Raw genomic sequence first — 20316 nt, forward strand, 5'->3', positions numbered from 1 at the left:
CAAGTGATATGTCCGATATCATTTGTTCCGTTCTCACCCGACGGGGTCGGGGATCTGGAACTCATTTCATCAGCGTTTTGCTGTTCAGTTTTCAAGGTTCATTGCGCCCGCCGTTTTTACCTCTCGGCTGTTGGCGACTTTTCTATCATAACACTCTGTTTACTGAGTGTCAAGAAGTTTTTTTAGCCACTTGGCCTGCCCCTTAAGGACAAGAATAACTATACATGATAGGGCCGGCGGAAATCAAGCCCTTTTCCCAAGAAAGAGTTTTCTGATTTTCCGCCCGTCCAATACAAACAATGTGATCCCGGCCAATACGATGAGTCCGCCCACGATCTGCGTCGTAATCAGGACCTCGTTGAAGATGTAGTACGCCAGCACGGCCGCTCCTACCGGCTCAAACAGGATGGCAATCGAAATGACATTCGTGCTTACATAGCGGAGCGACCAATTAAATAAAGTATGGCCGAACAAGTTAGGCAGGATAGCGAGCATCGCGAACCAAAACCAGTCCGTTGCCGGGTAAGGACCGAACTGCTCCCCTACGGCAATCACATAGAAGAAAATCGCTGCGGTACTCACGCTGTAAACGATGAATGTATAGGTAATGAGGGAAATCCTCTGCCTGACGTCCTGGCCGAACAACAGATACCCGGTGATGAGAGCGCAGGCAGCCAACGCCAGCATATCACCAAAAAAAGCTTCCCCTCCAAGCCGGAAATCCCCCCAGCTGATAAGGACACTCCCCCCAATGGCAATCAGTCCAGACAAAATGGTCTTGGCTGTAAGCTTCTCTTTAAAGAAAAAATAGGTACCCGCAAAAGCAAAAATCGGCTGGAGTGTTACCAGGACCGTTGAGCTTGCCACCGATGTGTAATTCAGCGATTCAAACCATAGAATAAAATGAAACGCCAAAAAAACACCTGCAATCACTGAAAAAATCCAGTCTCTTCTCGAAATAAGCTTTACTTCATGCCTATATTTAAGCAGAAAGGCCGGCGCCATAACAAGAACTGAAAATAGCATCCGGTAAAAGGCAGTCACGCCCGCATCCGCAGAGACCAACTTCACAAAAATGGCCGAGAAAGCCAAGGTAATGACGCCGATCATGATCGGTATGTAAGGATGGATTGATGGTTTGTCCACTTTTTGCATCTTCTCTCTTATATATAATGTCTCTTCCGGCGTTTCACCGTTGCCCAGGAAGTGAATACAGATTATAGCCTAACAGAATTGGCTCCGTCTGCCCATAGCTGACGGAAAAGGGGGAATCATATGGATTACTTGCTCGGTTCACCTCCGCTCGGGACCGGTGTCCTCTTTAAACTGGGCTTTTCGGGGCTGCTCAGCCTGGTCATCGGCATTGAGCGGGAACTAAAGCGAAAGCCGGTCGGACTCAAAACCAGCGTCGTCATCGCGACGTTCAGCTGCCTCCTGACCATCATTTCGATCGAGACCGCCTACTCCACACCCGCACGCGATGATATTAATATTACGATGGACCCGCTGCGGCTTGCTGCTCAAATCGTCAGCGGTATCGGTTTTCTCGGTGCAGGCGTCATCCTTAAGCGGGATAACGACAATATCACCGGGCTGACAACCGCAGCAATGATCTGGGGAGCCGCCGGCATCGGGATTGCTGTAGGGGCAGGTTTCTACATCGAAGCGGCCGTGGCCGTCGCCATTGTCATGATCGGAGTAGAGTTCCTCCCTCCACTCATGAATATCGTGGGACCGAAAAGACTGCGGGTCAAAGAGTATACGCTCGTCACGACCATTACCGGGATGGAAAACATCGAACAGCTGATCCGCTGTCTGCGTGAACACAGCGCTGATCCGGAAAATGTCCGGATGAAGATGCTGAATGATGAAGGATTCCCAGAGAACTCCCACGAAGTGGAGCTGAGACTGTCCGTGCAGCCGAAAGTGAACTCATCCGAAATTTATGGCTGGCTGCATGAACTGGATTATATCCAGACCGCAGAACTGACCGCAACACAATAACCGGAGGTGCACAATGAAAGAATTTTGGAAACTTCTGAAGCAGGGGAATAAGCCTTCCCTTCTCGCAGCCGTCGTCAATACCTTTATCGCCCTAATGAAAGGCGCAGGCTTCCTTTTCACGGGTAATGTGGCGCTCTTTGCCGAAACGATGCACTCATTCGGCGATGCGGCCAACCAGTACTTTGTCTACGTCGGCTCAGCGCTTTCAAAGAAGGCACCGACTCCGCGCTTCCCTAATGGATTCGGCAGGATCGTTAACCTGGTTTGCCTGTTTGCCGTTGTCATCGTCGGTATCATGGCCTATGAGACGGTCAAAGAAGGTTGGCACCATATCTTCCACCCGGGAGAATCCACCGGTTTCTGGATCAGCTTCACCATTCTCCTGGTCGCCACACTACTTGAATTCTTTGTTCTGTATAAGGCAGGCAAGGAAATCCTGCATGATGCCGGCATCAAGGGCGGTCCGCTTGCCCCGGTCACATCCAGCTTTGCTAACCTGAAGTATGCCCGACCCGCAACTAAGCTGGTTTTCATGGAAGATACTGTTGCAACCGCTGGAGGTCTTCTTGCCCTCATTGCAGTTGTACTGGCAAAGCTCTTCGGACTCAACTGGACAGAAGGTGTCGCCTCCGTCTTGATCGGAGCCATGATGTTTTATGTGGTCGGCATCATCTTCCTGGAAAACGCCCGCGGCGCAATTGGAGAAACTGACGAAGAGATGTTGAACCACATTGCCTATCTTCTGGCAGAAGATAAAGATATTCGGGACCTTCAGAAAGTCGAAGTGATCAAGGAAGGCGAATCGCTTCACGTTGAAATCGTTGCTGAAATCGACAAGACACTCTCTTTTGACAAGGTGGATGACATCCGTGACCGACTCCTCGATCTGATCGCAAGCCAGAGAAATGTTGCAGATGTCACCATCTCGTTTGATGAGGATGACGGAATTAAAACTTGGAAACGTGGCGGCCTGGGGGTTCATCCGAAACCGGAAGATCTAAAAAAACTGCATTAAACAAAAGAGATGCCGGGTCCATGGACCCGGCATCTCTTTTTAATTACAGGCTGTTAATCAGGATGGTTTCAACTTCATTTTTTTCAAGTGCAGCAAATTGGCCAACCGGGGTGCCTGAATAAGATTTCTCAGCCATCAGGCTAATGTTTTTGTCATCGATATCATAGTCGGCAAGACGCTCCGGCGCACCGATGGACGTCCAAAAACTGCGGAGCCGGTCAACACCTTCAAGCGCAGTTTCCTCTGTTGTCTTCCCCTCCGGATCGACGCCGAACACATTGACCGCCAGCTGGGCAAAACGCTCAGGCCGGGTTCCCTTGCGGATATTGTATTTCATCCATTCAGGGAAGAGGATTGCCAGTCCGCCTGCATGAGGAATGTCGTAGATGGCAGAAACCGCATGCTCGATGTTATGCGTTCCCCAATCTCCCCTGTAGCCCATTTCAAGGAACTTGTTGAGCGCAATTGTCCCAGCGAACATGATGGTGCCACGGAGTTCGGTGTTCTCCGGAACCTCCATCAGTTCCGGTGCCGTGCGGATGATCGCTCTCAAAACCCCTTCGCACATTTCATCCTGTACGGGCGTATTGATCGCATTATTGAAGTACTGTTCGAAGATGTGGGACATCATATCCACGATTCCGTAGACAGTCTGGTCTTCTGGCACACTTTTCGTATAGGCAGGATCCAAGATGGAGAACTTCGGGAAGTTCAGCGGCCCGCCCCAGCCGTACTTTTCCTGTGTCTCTTCATTCGTGATGACCGAGCCTGCGTTCATCTCGGATCCTGTTGCAGCAAGCGTGAGGACGACGCCGATCGGCAACGCCTCTTTGGCGATGGCCTTTCGTGTGACAAGATCCCATGCATCACCGTCATATTTTGCGGCGCTAGCAATCAGTTTGGAGCAGTCGATCACCGAACCTCCACCCACTGCAAGTACAATGTCAATCCCCTGCTCTTTACAAATGGCAGCACCTTTTGCAGCTGTTGTCACGCGGGGATTCGGTTCGACACCCGGCAACTCGTGGACCTCGGCACCAATCTCTCCAAGCACTCGCATCACATCATCGTAGACCCCATTGCGCTTGATGCTGCCTCCACCGTAGACGAGCAGTACTTTCTTTCCGTACTGTGGCAATTCATTTTTCAGTGTTTCGATCTGGCCTTCCCCGAAAATCAGCTTTGTCGGGTTTTGAAATGTGAATGAGTTCATCTCTTCGCCTCCTCAGGTTATATTTTCGCACGAGAAGCCGATGTTTTCCATTATTCCGCCATCTATCCGGCGCATAAAATTGGTTCCGTACGGCCATCCTACGAAATGAGGAGGTGGCCTCATTATGGAAGCTTTCCGTAAAATCGCTCTTGCCCTCACCATCATTGGAGCCCTCAACTGGGGGCTGCAAGCGCTGATGGGATTTGATGTTGTCGCCGATCTGGCAGGCGGCAGGGATACCCTGATTGCACGGCTGATTTATGGAATCATCGCGCTTGCAGGACTTGTGAGCCTCAGCTACCTGTTCAGGGATGAGCCGGAGCGGCACCAGAGGATTGAGAAGGACGAGTATGAATGGCAGACGCGTCCGCCGGCAGGAATGATGGAAGAGAAATGAAAAAAGGACCGTCCCCGATTCGGGGACGGTCCTGCCTTGTTACCTCACGCCCAGCCGCGGAAACGGGCAGCTTCTGCGGTTCTGCGGATGCCGACCATGTATGCAGCGAGACGCATATCGATGTTGCGGGATTTGGCTGTGTTATAGACATTTTCAAATGCCTCGGTCATCTTCTGGTAAAGCTTCTCATGGATCTCTTCCTCAGTCCAGTAGTAGCCCTGGTTGTTCTGGACCCATTCGAAGTAGGAGACCGTGACACCGCCGGCGCTTGCAAGAACGTCCGGTACGAGGAAGATGCCGCGTTCCGTCATGATCTTCGTAGCTTCGGAAGTGGAAGCCCCGTTGGCCGCTTCAACGACGATTTTAGCCTTGATGTCGTGAGCATTGCCTTCATGAAGCTGGTTCTCCAGCGCAGCCGGAACAAGAATGTCGCAGTCGAGCTTGAACATCTCGTCGTTCGTAATCGTGTCTTCAAACAGAGTGGTCACCGTACCGAAGCTGTCACGGCGGTCCAGAAGGTAATCGATATCCAGGCCGTCCGGGTTATGAAGCGCTCCGTACGCATCTGAAATCGCGATCACTTTCGCGCCGGCATCGTGGAGGAACTTGGACAGGTAGCTTCCGGCATTGCCGAAGCCTTGAATGATGACACGTGCGCCTTCGACTTCGATGCCGACACGCTTCGCCGCTTCACGGATCGAGATGATGACGCCTTCTGCAGTTGCACGGTCACGCCCCTGCGAACCGCCAAGTACGATCGGCTTGCCCGTGATGAAGCCCGGGGAGTTAAACTCGTCAATCCGGCTGTACTCATCCATCATCCATGCCATGATCTGTGCGTTAGTCATGACGTCCGGTGCAGGGATATCCTTTGCAGGCCCCATGATCTGGCTGAGCGCGCGGACATATCCGCGGCTCAGGCGCTCGAGTTCGCCCATGGACATTTCACGTGGATCACAGATGATGCCGCCCTTTCCTCCGCCATACGGCAGGTCAACGATACCGGCCTTCATCGTCATCCACATCGACAGCGCACGTACTTCATCAGCCGTCACGCCCGGGTGGAATCGTACGCCGCCTTTTGTCGGTCCGACCGCATCGTTATGCTGTGCGCGGTAACCCGTAAAGACCTTGACTTTTCCGTCGTCCATGCGGATCGGGATCCGGACTTCGGTCATGCGGATCGGCTCTTTCAGCAGCTCGTACATGCCCTCATCATAGCCCAATTTATCCAGCGCTTCATGTATTACTTTTTGTGTTGAGGTAACAAGATTTGTGTTCTCGCTCATGGTATTGATTCGCCTCTTTAAATCATATTAGGATGCTCGGCAACATTGTAACATAAATCAACGGTTCAATGTCGACTCAAGTTCACAGTTCTTACATAACAGATTAAGCCGCAAATACTTCACGGATTTTGCCGAGTGCCCAGTCAAGCTCATCTTTGGAAATGACGAGCGGCGGAGCAAAACGGATGACCGTATCATGCGTTTCCTTGCAAAGCAGACCGAGTTCTTTCAGCTTCTCGCAGTATGGACGGGCTTCGGTATGAAGCTCGACTCCGATAAAGAGTCCGCGTCCGCGGACTTCCTTGATGTCCGTGTTGTCGATTTTGCGCAGTTCGGCCATAAAGTATTCACCGAGTTCGAGCGCTTTATCCGCAAGATTCTCTTCTTCAAGCACCTCGATGGATGCGATCGAAACCGCGCAGGCCATCGGGTTCCCGCCGAATGTCGAGCCATGGGAGCCCGGATTAAACACACCGAGGACATCCTTGTCGGCCGCTACACAGGAAATCGGGAATACACCGCCCCCAAGTGCCTTTCCGAGGATATACATATCAGGGTCGACACCTTCCCACTCGCATGCGAACATTTTGCCTGTTCGTGCAAGACCGGCCTGGATTTCGTCCGCGATAAAGAGAACATTGTTTTCCCGGCAGAATTCGCGAGCTTCTTTCAAGAACCCTTCCCGCGGAATGATAATGCCTGCCTCGCCCTGGATCGGCTCGAGGATAATAGCAGCGGTATTTTCGTTTACAGCGTTTTTCAGAGCTTCGAGATCGCCATAATCAATATGGACGATGCCCGGCAGCATCGGACCGAAACCGCGCTGATATTCAGGGTCGGATGACATCGATACAGCAGTCATCGTACGGCCATGGAAGTTGCCGTTGCAGACGATGATTTCCGCCTTGCCTTGTTGGACGCCTTTCACATCGTAAGCCCAGCGGCGAGCCGCCTTGAAAGCAGTTTCCACTGCTTCCGCCCCCGTGTTCATCGGCAGGACCATGCCTTTTCCGGTGAGGCTGCTGACTTTTTCATACCAAGGAGCCAGCTGATCATTATGGAACGCACGTGACGTCAGCGTCACTTTGTCTGCCTGATCCTTCAGCGCCTGGATGATTTTCGGGTGGCGGTGACCCTGGTTTACCGCGGAATAAGCGGAAAGCATATCCATATATTCATTTCCTTCAGGATCCTTTACCCATACCCCTTTTGCTTCTGAAATGACGATCGGCAGCGGGTTATAGTTTTTCGCACCATACTTGTCCGTCTGTTCGATAATCTGCTGTGTTTTTGTCATCCTTCTCATCCTCCCTCATGTAAAAGGCGGACTCATGATGAGCGGTCCGCCTTGAATCATTAAACAAAATCAGTTTTATTAGGGTATCAGTGCATTTCCGAAACGGTCTTTGCCTGCATGTGCAGCGCCAGATAGTCAGGTCCGCCGGCTTTGGAGTCGGTTCCGGACATATTGAATCCGCCGAATGGCTGGTAGCCGACAACTGCAGCCGTGCAGCCGCGGTTGAAGTAAAGGTTTCCTACATGGAAATCTTCACGCGCTTTTTCGAGGTGGAAACGGTTATTGGAGATGACCGCTCCCGTGAGGCCGTAGTCCGTGTTGTTCGCAATATCGATCGCTTCGTCGAAGTCTTTCGCCTTTGCAAACGCAACAACAGGCCCGAAGATTTCTTCCTTCATGATGCGTGCTTCCGGATCGACATCTGCGAAGATTGTCGGATTAACAAAGTACCCCTTGGAGTCGTCACCAGTTCCGCCGAGAACAAGACGGCCTTCTTGCTTGCCGATCTCTACATATTCGAGAATCTTGTCATAGGAGGCTTTGTCGATGACCGGCCCCATGAAGTTGTCGTAGTCTTCCGGGTCGCCGACAGTGAGTTCTTTTGTCAGCTCCGTCACGCGGTCAAGCACTTGGTCATAGACGTCTTCCACGATGACTGCGCGCGAGCACGCCGAGCACTTCTGTCCGCTGAAGCCGAATGCGGATTTGACGATCGACTGCGCCGCCAATTCGAGGTCTGCATCATTGTCAACGACGATTGTGTCCTTGCCGCCCATCTCAGCAATGACGCGCTTGAGCCAAATCTGGCCTTCCTGGACTTTCGCCGCGCGCTCGAAGATGCGAACGCCAACATCACGGGAGCCTGTAAAGCTGATGAAGCGTGTTTTCGGGTGATCGACGAGGTAGTCCCCTATATCACGGCTGGATCCAGGAACAAAGTTGATGACGCCTGCAGGGAGGCCTGCCTGTTCCATAAGCTCGACAAATTTATAGGCAATGACGGATGTGTTTGATGCAGGCTTGAGGAGAACCGTGTTCCCTGTAACTGCAGCAGCAACCGCTGTGCCGGCCATGATAGCAAATGCGAAGTTCCAAGGTGAGATGACGACGCCGACTCCAAGCGGGATGTAGCTGAAGCGGTTGTCTTCACCAGGACGCTGTGCAACAGGTACGCCGTCTTTCATGGCAATCATCTGGCGGCCGTAGTATTCGAGGAAGTCGATTCCTTCAGCCACGTCAGCATCCGCTTCCGGCCAAGGCTTGCCCGCTTCCTTGGACAGAAGTGCGGAAAGTTCGAACTTGCGGCGGCGTGCAATTGCTGCTGCACGGAAAAGGATATCTGCTCGGACCTCAGGCTTAACCTTGCGCCAAGTCTTGAATGTTTCCTGTGCGACCTCCATCGCCTTTTCGGCGTGTTCCTGTGTCGCTTTCGATACATATCCAATGAGTTCTTCACGGTTGGAAGGGTTGAAGTTTTCCATTTTATCGTCGGTGTAGATGCGTTCGCCCCCGATAACAAGCGGAATATCCTGACCCAGGTACTCCTTGACTACGCTGAACCCTTGCTCATATGCATGCCGGTTCTCTTCGTTCGAAAAGTCTGTGAGTGGCTCGTGTTTGTAAGGAATCAATTGAACTCCTCCTCCATTTGATGTTCGAGATGCTAAAAAAATTTGCTCTCATTTCGTTTCACACTTATAATAATGCAAAAGATCATTGCGAATTTCAAGTCTTAATCTCTGAAAAACGCAAAAAACTAATTTGAGGTGGACCATGGCTACCCAAAATGACACGCTTTGGCCCTTCTACAAATTCGCCGTGGAGCATGCAGCGCTAGGCATCCACGCCGTCGATATGAATGGAAGGACCGTCATCTACAATGAGAAAATGAAACAGATCGAAGGACTTGACCTGGACGAACTGACAGACCGGAGTGTGCTGGATATGTTCCGCTTCGGCCAGGAAGAGAGCACGCTCATGAAAGTCATCCGGAGCGGGGAGCCCGTCCGGAATGTTAAACAGACCTACTGGAACCGGAACGGGCAGGAAATCACCACCGTGAATGACACGTATCCCGTTTTCGGACCGGAGGGGATGATCGGTGCAGTCGAACTGGCACGCGACGTGACCGCACTGGAGAAATTCGTCCATCAGCCGCTCCGGACGTACGATGAAACTATTACGTTCGCTTCCATCACGGCTGAAAGCGACGCGATGAAATCCGTGATCGCCACAGCCAAAAAAGCGGCCGATGCGCAGCTTCCTGTTTTATTGGCCGGGGAAACAGGCACCGGTAAGGACCTTCTTGCAGGTGCGATGCATAATGGTTCGTCGCATGCAGGGAGTCCGTACTATACCCTCTTCTGCCCCGGTTTGGACTCGGCCGACATACACCGGACGATGAAAGCCATCAGCAAGGAAGAGACCTGCACCGTCTTTTGCGACCGGCTTGACCTGATGCCCCTAAAACTGCAGGAAGAACTGCTAAGGGAACTCGAAGCGCTCGGGGAGGATTCCAGACAATACATCGCGAGCATCGGAGGAGATGCATTTGATCTGATCGCGAATGGCTCCCTTCTGAAAGGCCTTTACTATTTCTTTTCATCCATCACAATCTATATCCCTCCGCTCAGAAAACGGATGGATGACCTGTGGCCGTTCATCGATGAATTTCTGGAGCGTCACCGACAGCGTTTCGGTTCGGCGGTAAAGGGCCTTTCGCCTGCGGTCCGGGAAACATTCGATTCTTATACATGGCCAGGTAACCTGAAGGAAGTCGAACTGCTTCTTGAAGAAATCACTTCACTCCTGACGACGGAAACCGAGATTACCCAAGATCTGCTGCCCCATCATTTCAAGCTGAAGGTGCAGGAGGAATTCTCCCCTGCCAAGCGGCCCCAAGATTTTGTGTTGAGTGAAGGGCAGGAGTTTATGCCACTGGACACTTATTTGCGCGAAGCTGAAGAGTATTATCTGTCCAAAGTAATGAATGTATTCGAAGGAAATGTCACGAAAGCGGCGCAGGCACTCGGCATGAGCCGCCAAAATCTCCAATACCATCTGAAGAAAATCCGGAACGGCCAGTAAGGGCAAATTCGTGCTACTTCCGGAATTAAAAAAAGCAAGGAATCCTCCGGCTTCTGCCGGTCAGGCTTCCTTGCTTTATTTTTTATTGTCCGGACTGCCGGATCCAATCCTGAAGTTTATCGCGGAGCGTATTGAACCCGTCCGGTTCACGTTCGTCAATACGGTCCTGCAGGGATTTTCTCGGGCGGTCTTCCCGGCGTGTCTGCGGGCGCTCCTGAAGCGCACGGAGCGAAAGGCTGATTTTTCCTGCATCCTTATCGACATCCAACACTTTGACTTTCACTTCATCCCCGACCGTCAGAAAATCATTGACGTCCTTTACATAACCGTAAGTGATTTCCGAAATGTGAACAAGGCCTTGTGTTTCCTTGTCCAGGGCGATAAATGCCCCGTATGGCTGGATGCCGGCAACCTTCCCGGTCACCACATCTCCTGTTTTATAGTCGCTTGCCATAAAAACCGCTCCCAATCGATTTGATTTACGAATCTGCCATTTGGCCATTGTAAATTATACCATACGAAAGGGCTTACGGCAAAAAGGGGTCCGGATCATTGGGTGTCTTGATGGTCTATAAGCCAGAGGCCGTCAGGAGTGTATGTCAACCAGATTTTATGCTCGTTTGTAGGCCCGAAGTAAACATAGACAGGTGCACGTATTCCGGTTTCATGGTGCTCAATTGCGGAATTCTGGTAGTCTACGGAGCCGCCTTCCAAAACGCGTGTAGTCCCTTTTTCCGCCAGCATTGCCACGGCATCAGGGTTTCCTTCTGCAGAAAGCATGGCCATCATTGGCTCGTCTTGACGGTCGGCGGCTAGAAGCGCTACCAGTACAATCATCACCTGCGGTTCCCCTTCAAGAAGAGAGCGATCCCCCCCTTCTGACAGATCCCGGTATAAGGTTTCTGCCCGAACCATGTATTCTGAATCCGGCAAAAATGCGCTTTGAAAAACTTCATGTTCGGGTTCACGCTCCACCCCATCTCGGGCGCTCATCAGAGCGTATTGGTACTCCTCCGGCGTCAGGACATTATAGGAAGCCGACCGTTTCCATCCTGTTTGTTCCATCTCACGAACTACCGGGTCCATCAACTTTCCTGATGGGGTTCCGGCATTTAAGGCGATCTGTCTCCAGATGGCCCTTCGTTTTGGCACGACTGTTCCATCGTCTCCGAAGACCCGGCCAGTGCTTCCTCCGAAAACGAACTCTCTAAAATAATTTACAGCGAGCTCTTCGGGCAGTGTCCATTGATCGCCGGCGTCCCGGTCGGCGGCCAACTGTTCCAGGCCGGCCAGCGCTTCGGCAATTGTTTCAGGGGAAAGTTCCAAGGAATACAGCGCAGGTTCCAAGGTTTCTTCAAGCACCGCCAATCTGGCCACAGACTCTTCCAGCTTTTGAGAGTCCTCCCCCAATTTCGGTATTTTCCCCGGCAACGGATAGACTTGGTCATCTGTTACCCAGACCCCGCCGGACAGCCCGAACCCTTCCTTTTCCATTAGTCGGACAGCGTGGCGGAGCGTTTTGGGATAACCCCCGGCATTGCCGAAAAACGTTTCGGCATCAAATTTGTCTTCCTTCACAGCATCTTTAAGAATATCCTGATGCTCCATGAAGCGAGTGGCAAAAATCATCGTCAGTTCATGTTTCCGGTTTCTGAATCTTTGCAGAAACGTCCGGCTTCCGGCTTTATCATCGGTGAGCGGCCGGTCCCGGAGATCTGTAATCATCTCAGACGGCAGGCCGAACACACTCATCTGTTCACCGACAGCCAGCTCCACCTCTTTTTTCTTCGGTGCATTCCCGTCCTCAATATCGCGTTTAAACTCGGAGATTAGTGATTTAAACTCATATTGCGCTTCATCGATTGTAAAAAAACCTTGCATCTCCATATCCGTAGCGCCAACCTTTTCCTGAAACCGTGCTTTCTCTTCATCAAACTGCAGTTCAAGCTTCTTGATATATGCAGTATCAGCCGGCGCAGTCCAGGATGGGAAGATGAATGCCGCGGCAATCAGGAGTCCGACTGCCGCGAGAAGCCCGGCCCCTGCCGTCCACAAACGTTTTCCCTGAGGTCCGTCCGTGACTTGCTTGCCCAAGTCGGACGTCTCCGGCTGTTCGGAAACGGGTTTAGGATATTGTATCCGGCTGTATGCTCTCCGGATCAGGCCAAGCTGGCGTGCAAGATCACGGTTCGGGGCGGCTTCCGCGAGCATTCTGGATCCCTTTTCCGCCGCTTTTAACGTCTCGTTGACGGTCATCCTGCATATTAAACCTGCCTCTTCAGGATTGAAATCATGCAGATTCATTAGGACAAACGGCAATCTGACCCTGCTGGGAAGCCCGAGGATCTGCTGGTGCAGAAGTTCATCTTCTTCAAATCGAAAAAGATGAACCCGCTGTTCCCCTCCTGGATCTCCTTCAATCATTCCCGCGGCAATTCGGAACAGAAGTATCGTAGGGTCCGCTTCATCTCTCTGCCCTGCCAGTGCCTCCCGGATTGCCCTCTCCGCGATTTCCCCGATCTTCTCAAACGGGGCCCCTGTCTGATGAAGAAATCGCCGGACACTTTCCTCGAGCACATCCGGCAGATCTGTCTCCCCCGCTAGCGCCTTGGGACTTTTTTCTTCTCCCCCCATTTTACACACCCTTTTCTTTTCTCTTCCTTTATAATACCAAATTCAACTAATATTCCTATTTCATTTTTAATTAATGATAAGGATGGACTTCTTTTTTGGGCAACATGTTGTACAATGAGGGAATCAGTTTTCGGAGGGATCATCTATATATGTCAAATCGAGAAAATTGGACTTCTAAAATCGGATTCATCCTGGCGGCGGCCGGCAGTGCCATCGGGCTCGGCGCCATCTGGAAGTTTCCGTATATGGCCGGCACGAATGGTGGCAGCATATTCATCATGCTATTCATTCTTAGCACCATTTTGATTGGCCTTCCGATTCTTATAGGAGAATTTCTGATCGGCCGGCGCGGACAAGCTGACGTAGTCACCGCATTCCGCCGGCTTGCACCCGGTACAGCCTGGCCGATTTTCGGCTTCCTCGGCTTTGTCCTTTCCATCATCGTGCTGTCCTTTTACAGTGTGGTCGGCGGCTGGATCCTCTCGTACCTGGTCCGTTCAGCAGCTTATCTATTTGGAGGAGGAGCCCCTCAGGACTTCGGGGCGCTGTTTGAATCGATTATCGCCCGGCCGGGAGAGGCACTCCTCGCACAGGCGGTCTTTATGTTCCTGACCATCTGGATCGTGTCGCGCGGAATCAAAGGGGGAATCGAGCGTGCCAGCAAGTGGATGATGCCGATGCTGTTTATCTTCTTTATCATCCTGGCGGTTCGCTCTCTTACTCTGGACGGTGCAATGGAAGGCATCCGTTTCATGTTCGTGCCGGACTTGTCTTATTTAAACGGCGAGACGGCCCTTCTGGCGCTCGGACAAGCGTTCTTCTCGCTGAGCGTCGGGATCGGCAGCATGATCACCTATGCCTCCTATTTGCCGAAAGATGAAAATCTGGTGAAGTCAGGCTGGAGTGTGACGCTCCTCAACATCGTCATCTCCATCCTGGCAGGCCTGGTCATCTTCCCCGCCGTCTTCGCTTTTGGTGCATCGCCTGCAGAAGGCCCCGGACTGGTCTTCGTCATCCTGCCGGCCATCTTCGAATCGATGCCGTTCGGCTTCCTGTTCATGCTTCTTTTCTTCATCCTGATGCTGTTCGCGACACTTACGTCCAGTATCGCAATGCTTGAAATCACCGTTTCGATCGGAATCCGCAATAAGTACGAACGGCGCAAGGGAGCCGCCTTCCTTTACGGACTGATTGTCTTTCTAGTCGGTATTCCAAGCGCACTTTCCTTCGGTATCCTGTCAGACACAAAGGTATTCGGCCTGACGTTCTTTGATCTGGCAGACACAATTGTCTCCAAGTTCGGCATGCCGATCGGCGCATTCCTCATCGCCCTGTTCGCTGGTTACTACTTGTCCCGTCAGATCACCGAGGAAGAACTGGGCGGATCGGGTTTCCAGGCATCTGCCTGGCGCTTTCTGGTCCGCTATATCTGCCCGCTGGCCATAGCATTGATTTTTATCTCGACCATATGGGGATAACTGTTTGCATTAAAAAAACCGCCGATTTGGCGGTTTTTTATTTATAGCGGACATCCTGCCCCGTATTTGAGGGCAATCAGCTTATAGGAAATGTCCATGCAGGCCTCGTGAGGGATCCAAAGTTCATAGGATTGCTCATAGATCAGGCGGATCCGTTCCGCCAGTTCAGACGGATGGACGGCGTCATGAAGAGCTGTGATCACTTCGGCTATCTCGGTCTCATATGCACCCGGCCCGTGATTGAACGGGTCCCAACGATCGAGAAGATCCGCCGCAAAATGATTGATTTCGATGGTCTCCAACAGTACTCACCTTTTTTTCAGTTCTCTGACTCGTTATTAGCTATAATAGCACAGCCATAGAAAAAAGAAAGGGAGAAATCCGCTGAGCCGAACAAACGGCAAACACAAAAACAGCCGGCCTCACTGGGAGGGCGGCTGTTTGGCATTCCGTTCGGCCAAGATGCGTTGCTCGAGTTCACGTGTCGCTTCTTCCTGTTCAGCTGACTTTTTTCTGATCCATCGGAAAGCCAGGTAGCAAAGGAACAAGCAGACGAGCAATGCCGCAACTGCCGGGATGTAAAGGGTCTTGTCTTCCGGAAAATAGAGGAACGGCATGAGTAGAACCGCTTCCATGATGATTCACTTCCTTGATGTGGATTCCGGGTTCGGGGTTACTTTTTCAGAATTTCGATGGACTCGATAACGACATCCTCAACCGGCTTGTCCTGTGCGCCAGTCTCAACGTCCGCAATGGCATCGACAACCTCAAGGCCTTCGACCACCTGTCCGAAAACGGTATGGCGCTGGTCAAGCCAAGGCGTGCCGCCTTTTTCTGCATAGGCTTCGATGATCTCTTTTGGGAAACCCGCCCCTTCAAGCTGGCTGAGCATCTGGGAAGGGACACGCTTTGCCTGGACAATAAAGAACTGGCTGCCGTTCGTGCCAGGGCCCGCATTGGCCATCGACAGTGCTCCGCGGAGGTTAAACAGCTCCGGCGAAAATTCATCTTCAAAAGTGGAACCGTAGATGCTTTCTCCGCCCATTCCCGTTCCGGTCGGGTCTCCGCCCTGGATCATGAAATCCGGGATAATACGGTGGAAGATGATGCCGTCGTAATAACCATTCTCGGCATGTGTGAGGAAGTTCTCGACCGTCTTCGGTGCCTGTTCCGGGAACAGCTTTACCTTGAGCGGGCCATGGTTTGTATGAATGATCGCAAGTGCTTCATTTTCTGCAGCTTCGTTCACCAGCTGAGGAAACATCGAATCTCTCCTTTTCTCCAAGTGCCGGTCAGCACAGGAGGTTCAGTATCTCCATAAGTGTAACATACTGTCCGGAAGGAAAACGATGAATAAGTCATGACACTTTTTTCGGGTTACGAAATGCTTTATAATGGGCATACTAAGGTATAAAAAGGATGTTCGGTAGATGTCAATACAAAAACGAAACTTTATCATCATTCTGGTGACCAACTTCCTGGTCGCGGGCACGATGACGATGATCATGCCGTTCCTCTCCCTTTACATCGAAACGTTCGGCGAACACTCCGACGCCTATGTACAGAAATGGGCGGGACTGATCTTTGGCGCGACCTTCGTGTCGGCATTTATCATGTCGCCGATTTGGGGGCGGATCGGCGATAAATACGGTTTTAAGCCGATTCTGATGATCAATGCCTTCGGGATTTCGGCGTTTATGTTCATGATGGGGTTCGTTGATGACGTGTACACGTTCCTCTTTCTCCGTTTGGCGATGGGCATCGTGACAGGTTTCATTCCGACTTCCCTCGCCTTCATCAGTTCACAGACCGCGAAGGGCCAAGCCGGAAAGACGCTCGGCACCCTTCAGATGGGCAGCGTATCCGGCACACTTTTCGGTCCAGCTCTCGGAGGCCTGCTGGCGGATTCGTTCGGGTTTGAACTGGCCTTCATCATCTCTTCCGCCGCGATCTTCATTTCTGCACTCATCGTGGCATTCGGGATCAAAGAACAGAAAAAAGAAAAAAAGGATCGCGACCACGTCTATTCCCGGAACACCATCGTCCGCTCCATCCTCAACCACAGGCTGATGCTCAATGTCATGATTATCACGGCGCTGATCCAAATCGGAAACTTCAGCATCCAGCCTCTTCTCTCCCTCTATGTCGCAGAACTGACAGAGGCCAGTCAAGTCGCCTTTCTGGCAGGCCTTACATTCAGCGCAGCTGGCGTCGGCAATCTGCTTTTCGCGAGGAAATGGGGGCAGCTCGGGGATAATTACGGTTATGAGCGGGTGCTGTCCGTGCTGTTGCTCTTGACGTTCGTGTTCATGGTTCCGCAGGCGCTTGTCACGAACCTTTCGCAGCTGATCGTCCTGCGCCTTCTGTTCGGAATTGCGGTCGGCGGTCTTATCCCGGTCACCACCGCTCTGATCCGGCGGGAAGCACCTGTGGATATTCAGGGCGAGGTGCTCGGTTATAATACCAGTTTCCGCTTTTTCGGAAACATCGTCGGCCCGATGTTCGGGGGAATCGTGAGCGGTTTTATCGGTATTTCCTCCGTGTTCTATGTGACAGCCGCCCTTTTCCTGATCGCTCTCGTCTCCCTGTACTTCACGCGCAAGCGTCCTTCGGAAGATTTCGAAGATGTGCTGGAACGTCAGGAGATGTTGCATTCGCACTAAAAACTTCCCTTAAAGGGGCTGTCCAATAAGTCATTAATATGATAAAAACAGCAAACGGCACGGACTCTGGTCGCTTACCGCGGACCGGCGCCGAGCCCCGCGTAAAGCGGGTCTCGACAGCCCGGCTTTTCCCGCAGGTGTCTCCCGGCGTCCGTGCCGTTTGCTATATCATGTGCTGAATCCGACTTTTCGGACAGCCCCTATTTGTTCCACGATGTTCAAAAAGTTTTCACCGTGGATTTTTCAAGCCTTTTTTAAATAGGAAGATCTTCAGGATGCTCTGATAAAATGATTGGTGTATACCAGTTTCTTCAATGCAACCGCTTTACGATTGAGTTATAATTAGTCCTGTTACCTATCCACCGGAAACCTTTTTATGCCGGAAACCCATATTTGAAAGGAGGATCCTTCTTGATATCCGTGCTGCTGTTATTCGCACCGGTCGCGGCTGCTCTCTTGGTCCCTCTGTTGGCCCGCCGGTTGCGCGGAATTCATACCGGATGGTTTGTGCTCGCCGTGCCGGTTTTGCTGTTTGTTTATTATCTGGGCTTCCTGCCCCAAGTGAAAGATGGCGGTGTCCACATCGGGGAACTGTCATGGATTCCGTCATACGGTATTTCACTCACTTCCTACATAGACGGCCTCAGCCTTCTCTTCTCCCTCCTTATTACAGGGATCGGGTCCCTGGTCGTCCTCTATTCGATTTTTTATCTCGATAAGACGAAAGAGCGGCTTGGCAATTTCTATGTTTACCTGCTTATGTTCATGACAGCGATGCTCGGTGTCGTACAGTCAGACAATATGATCGCCCTCTACGGTTTCTGGGAACTGACTTCGATTTCGTCATTCCTGCTTATCGGTTATTGGTACACGCGGGACCGTTCCCGTTTTGGTGCGCTTAAGTCGATGATGATCACCGTATTCGGCGGCCTCATGATGCTCGGGGGCTTCATTCTTCTCTACATCATGGGAGGGACGTTCTCCGTCCGGGAACTCATCTCAATGGCCCCTGAATTGGCAGAACATTCTCTTTTCATCTGGGCGCTGGTACTTGTCCTTCTGGGGGCGTTCACCAAATCTGCCCAGTTCCCGTTTTACATCTGGCTGCCGGACGCAATGGAAGCGCCTACTCCGGTCAGTGCGTATCTCCACTCCGCAACCATGGTCAAAGCGGGACTTTATCTGGTTGCGCGCTTTACACCGATTTTTGCTGCATCCGAGATCTGGGTGTGGCTGGTCACCTCGATTGGTGTGCTCACCCTGTTCTGGGGATCCTTCTTTGCCGTTAAGCAAACGGACCTCAAAGGGATTTTGGCCTTCTCGACTGTCAGCCAGCTAGGGCTGATCATGTCCCTTCTCGGCGCAGCCGCAGCTGCATTCCATGTAGAAGGGGCAACAGAGACCATGTTCAAGTATGCCGGATTCGCCGCGATTTTCCATCTCGTGAACCATGCCGCATTCAAGGGCAGCCTGTTCATGGTCGCCGGCATTATCGATCATGAGACCGGTACTCGTGACATCCGAAAACTCGGCGGACTCATGGCTCTGATGCCGGTAACGTTCACTCTCGCACTGATCGGTTCACTGTCCATGGCGGGCCTTCCTCCTTTTGGCGGATTCCTCAGTAAGGAGATGTTCCTGACTGGAATGCTCAGCCTCGGCGAACTCGACCTGTTCACGCCGGCTTCATGGGGAACCGTGCTGCTGGTTGCAGCCTGGATTGCGAGCGTATTCACGTTCATTTACAGTTTCTATTTTGTATTCCGTACGTTCACAGGAAAGCACAAGCCGGATCATCTGCCAAAGGCGGCTCATGAGGCACCGCCAGGAATGCTCGTTTCCCCTGCAGTGCTGGGCCTGATCGTCGTAGCAATCTTCTTTATTCCGAACATGATCGGGGACTGGATCGTCAAACCTGCGGTTGTTGCCGTGCAGCCATTCATGTACGGCTCTCCGGCAGATGTCGATGTCCATGTCGCTGCATGGCATGGACATGTCACGCCGGAATTGATGATGACGATCGGCATTGTCATCGCCGGCCTGGTCCTTTACTGGCTTCTTCCGAAGTGGCAGGGACTTTACCGGGCATTCCCCGAACATCTGACGCTGAACAAGCTGTATGATTCGTCGATGGTCCTGGCGGAAGGCGGCATGAACCGGCTGTCCCGATCCTATATGAACGGACTGATCAGGAGTTATCTGATTTACATGTTCGCCGGGATCGTAATCATTGTTCTCGGATCGATGATCGTCAAGGATGCCTTTGCCATCTCGTTCGAAGGGACAGCGCCGATCGGGCCTGTCGAAATCGGACTGCTCGCAGTACTGGTCGCTTCAGTGGTGACCACACTGATCGCCAGGAAGCGGCTGACCGCGATCTTGGCCCTGGGAGCTGCAGGCTACGTGGTCGCTCTCCTGTTCGTCATCTTCAAGGCGCCCGATCTTGCCCTGACACAGCTTGTCATCGAGACGGTATCGGTCGCACTTTATCTGCTGGCGTTCTACCACTTGCCGAAAATGAGCCGCCATGACGAAAAGCGGAAATTCCGTGTCGGCAATGCGATCATCGCGGCCGGAGTCGGCCTCATGATGGCTTTGCTTGCCATGTCTGCGGCTTCGCAAAAGGCCCTGCCTTCCATTTCCCAGTTCTATAAAGACACTGTCTATTCAGAAGCCGGCGGCGGCAATATCGTCAACGTAATTCTCGTTGATTACCGGGGCTTTGATACCCTGTTTGAAATCGCCGTGCTGTCCATAGCCGCAATCGGAATCCTGGGCATGATCAAGCTCCGTCTGACCAGAAAGGGGGATCAGCATGAAAAGCAGTGATGTCATCATACAGACAACCACTAAAGTCGTGTTTTTCATCATCTTCCTTTTCGCGATCCACATTTTCTTTGCGGGGCACTATACACCCGGCGGAGGATTTGTCGGCGGACTGCTGACTGCTTCGGCCATTGTCCTTCTGCTGCTGGCTTTCGATATCCGGACTGTCAGGAAGGCATTGCCGTTCAACTATACGGTGATTATCGCGATCGGACTGCTGCTCGCACTCGGAACAGCTGCTGCATCAATTCTTTTTAATGTCCCATTCTTCACACACGCCTATGATTACTTTAACCTGCCGCTTTTCGGCGAGACTTCCCTGCATTCGGCGATGCTGTTTGACCTGGGTGTCTACCTGGTCGTCGTCGGCGCGACGATGAACATTATTCTTTCGATTGGAAGTGATGACTAAA

Annotated in this window: 18 protein-coding genes; 8 read left to right on the top strand and 10 right to left on the bottom strand. The window is 52.0% G+C overall.

What is annotated here, in order from left to right; translation table 11 throughout:
• Nucleotides 1-243: 243 nt before the first annotated feature.
• Nucleotides 244-1146, bottom strand: a complete 903-nt coding sequence (locus KHA84_RS13980) for a DMT family transporter (protein WP_213424202.1) — start codon at nt 1144-1146, stop codon at nt 244-246.
• Between the two features lie 129 nt (nt 1147-1275).
• Here KHA84_RS13980 and KHA84_RS13985 point away from each other — a divergent pair, with 129 nt between their 5' ends.
• Both KHA84_RS13985 and KHA84_RS13990 read left to right on the top strand, forming a co-directional pair.
• On the top strand, nt 1276-2004 hold the full coding sequence (locus KHA84_RS13985; protein WP_213424137.1) for an MgtC/SapB family protein: 729 nt from the start codon (nt 1276-1278) through the stop codon (nt 2002-2004).
• Between the two features lie 13 nt (nt 2005-2017).
• Nucleotides 2018-3019: a cation diffusion facilitator family transporter gene (locus tag KHA84_RS13990; RefSeq protein WP_213424138.1), complete on the top strand. Its 1002-nt coding sequence runs from the start codon at nt 2018-2020 to the stop codon at nt 3017-3019.
• Nucleotides 3020-3062: 43 nt separating this feature from the next.
• On the opposite strand, the gene KHA84_RS13995 is transcribed toward KHA84_RS13990, so the two are convergent.
• Nucleotides 3063-4232 (bottom strand): iron-containing alcohol dehydrogenase, encoded by a 1170-nt coding sequence (locus KHA84_RS13995; RefSeq protein WP_213424139.1) that lies wholly within the window; start codon nt 4230-4232, stop codon nt 3063-3065.
• Between the two features lie 124 nt (nt 4233-4356).
• Here KHA84_RS13995 and KHA84_RS14000 point away from each other — a divergent pair, with 124 nt between their 5' ends.
• The gene (locus KHA84_RS14000) at nt 4357-4629 is read left to right on the top strand and encodes a DUF378 domain-containing protein (RefSeq protein WP_213424140.1); all 273 of its coding nucleotides are present in this window, start codon (nt 4357-4359) and stop codon (nt 4627-4629) included.
• A 44-nt stretch (nt 4630-4673) separates the two neighbouring features.
• Here KHA84_RS14000 and KHA84_RS14005 read toward each other — a convergent pair whose 3' ends face one another.
• From KHA84_RS14005 to pruA, 3 genes are all read right to left on the bottom strand, one after another.
• Entirely contained in the window at nt 4674-5918 is a 1245-nt protein-coding gene (locus KHA84_RS14005; RefSeq protein WP_213424141.1) for a Glu/Leu/Phe/Val family dehydrogenase, read from the bottom strand.
• A 103-nt stretch (nt 5919-6021) separates the two neighbouring features.
• Nucleotides 6022-7215, bottom strand: coding sequence for an ornithine--oxo-acid transaminase (locus KHA84_RS14010; RefSeq protein ID WP_272875314.1), 1194 nt, complete (start codon nt 7213-7215; stop codon nt 6022-6024).
• Between the two features lie 86 nt (nt 7216-7301).
• Nucleotides 7302-8846, bottom strand: a complete 1545-nt coding sequence (pruA, locus tag KHA84_RS14015) for an L-glutamate gamma-semialdehyde dehydrogenase (protein ID WP_213424143.1) — start codon at nt 8844-8846, stop codon at nt 7302-7304.
• 142 nt (nt 8847-8988) lie between these two features.
• Between pruA and KHA84_RS14020 the strand changes: the two genes are divergently transcribed.
• Nucleotides 8989-10302 carry a sigma 54-interacting transcriptional regulator gene (locus tag KHA84_RS14020; RefSeq protein WP_213424144.1) on the top strand — a complete coding sequence of 438 codons (1314 nt, stop codon included), beginning with the start codon at nt 8989-8991 and terminating at the stop codon, nt 10300-10302.
• Between the two features lie 82 nt (nt 10303-10384).
• Here KHA84_RS14020 and yugI read toward each other — a convergent pair whose 3' ends face one another.
• Both yugI and KHA84_RS14030 read right to left on the bottom strand, forming a co-directional pair.
• Complete coding sequence (gene yugI / locus KHA84_RS14025; RefSeq protein ID WP_213424145.1) at nt 10385-10756, bottom strand: S1 domain-containing post-transcriptional regulator GSP13; 372 nt, start codon at nt 10754-10756, stop codon at nt 10385-10387.
• A gap of 95 nt (nt 10757-10851) precedes the next feature.
• The gene (locus KHA84_RS14030; protein ID WP_213424146.1) at nt 10852-12936 is read right to left on the bottom strand and encodes a hypothetical protein; all 2085 of its coding nucleotides are present in this window, start codon (nt 12934-12936) and stop codon (nt 10852-10854) included.
• Nucleotides 12937-13085: 149 nt separating this feature from the next.
• On the opposite strand from KHA84_RS14030, the gene KHA84_RS14035 reads away from it, so the two are divergent.
• Nucleotides 13086-14414 (top strand): sodium-dependent transporter, encoded by a 1329-nt coding sequence (locus tag KHA84_RS14035; protein WP_213424147.1) that lies wholly within the window; start codon nt 13086-13088, stop codon nt 14412-14414.
• Nucleotides 14415-14455: 41 nt separating this feature from the next.
• On the opposite strand, the gene KHA84_RS14040 is transcribed toward KHA84_RS14035, so the two are convergent.
• From KHA84_RS14040 to KHA84_RS14050, 3 genes are all read right to left on the bottom strand, one after another.
• Entirely contained in the window at nt 14456-14716 is a 261-nt protein-coding gene (locus KHA84_RS14040) for a DUF1871 family protein (protein WP_213424148.1), read from the bottom strand.
• A 120-nt stretch (nt 14717-14836) separates the two neighbouring features.
• The gene (locus KHA84_RS14045; RefSeq protein ID WP_213424149.1) at nt 14837-15049 is read right to left on the bottom strand and encodes a hypothetical protein; all 213 of its coding nucleotides are present in this window, start codon (nt 15047-15049) and stop codon (nt 14837-14839) included.
• Between the two features lie 38 nt (nt 15050-15087).
• Complete coding sequence (locus tag KHA84_RS14050) at nt 15088-15678, bottom strand: peptidylprolyl isomerase (RefSeq protein WP_213424150.1); 591 nt, start codon at nt 15676-15678, stop codon at nt 15088-15090.
• Nucleotides 15679-15844: 166 nt separating this feature from the next.
• On the opposite strand from KHA84_RS14050, the gene KHA84_RS14055 reads away from it, so the two are divergent.
• From KHA84_RS14055 to KHA84_RS14065, 3 genes are all read left to right on the top strand, one after another.
• Entirely contained in the window at nt 15845-17077 is a 1233-nt protein-coding gene (locus KHA84_RS14055) for an MFS transporter (RefSeq protein ID WP_213424151.1), read from the top strand.
• A gap of 411 nt (nt 17078-17488) precedes the next feature.
• Entirely contained in the window at nt 17489-19906 is a 2418-nt protein-coding gene (locus tag KHA84_RS14060; protein ID WP_236823302.1) for a Na+/H+ antiporter subunit A, read from the top strand.
• Nucleotides 19893-20315 (top strand): Na(+)/H(+) antiporter subunit B, encoded by a 423-nt coding sequence (locus KHA84_RS14065; RefSeq protein ID WP_008301139.1) that lies wholly within the window; start codon nt 19893-19895, stop codon nt 20313-20315. The genes KHA84_RS14060 and KHA84_RS14065 overlap by 14 nt, the downstream gene beginning before the upstream one ends.
• The last annotated feature ends 1 nt before the right edge of the window (nt 20316 follow it).

Origin of the sequence: Bhargavaea massiliensis (genome assembly GCF_018390575.1) — a bacterium.
GTDB lineage: Bacteria > Bacillota > Bacilli > Bacillales_A > Planococcaceae > Bhargavaea > Bhargavaea massiliensis.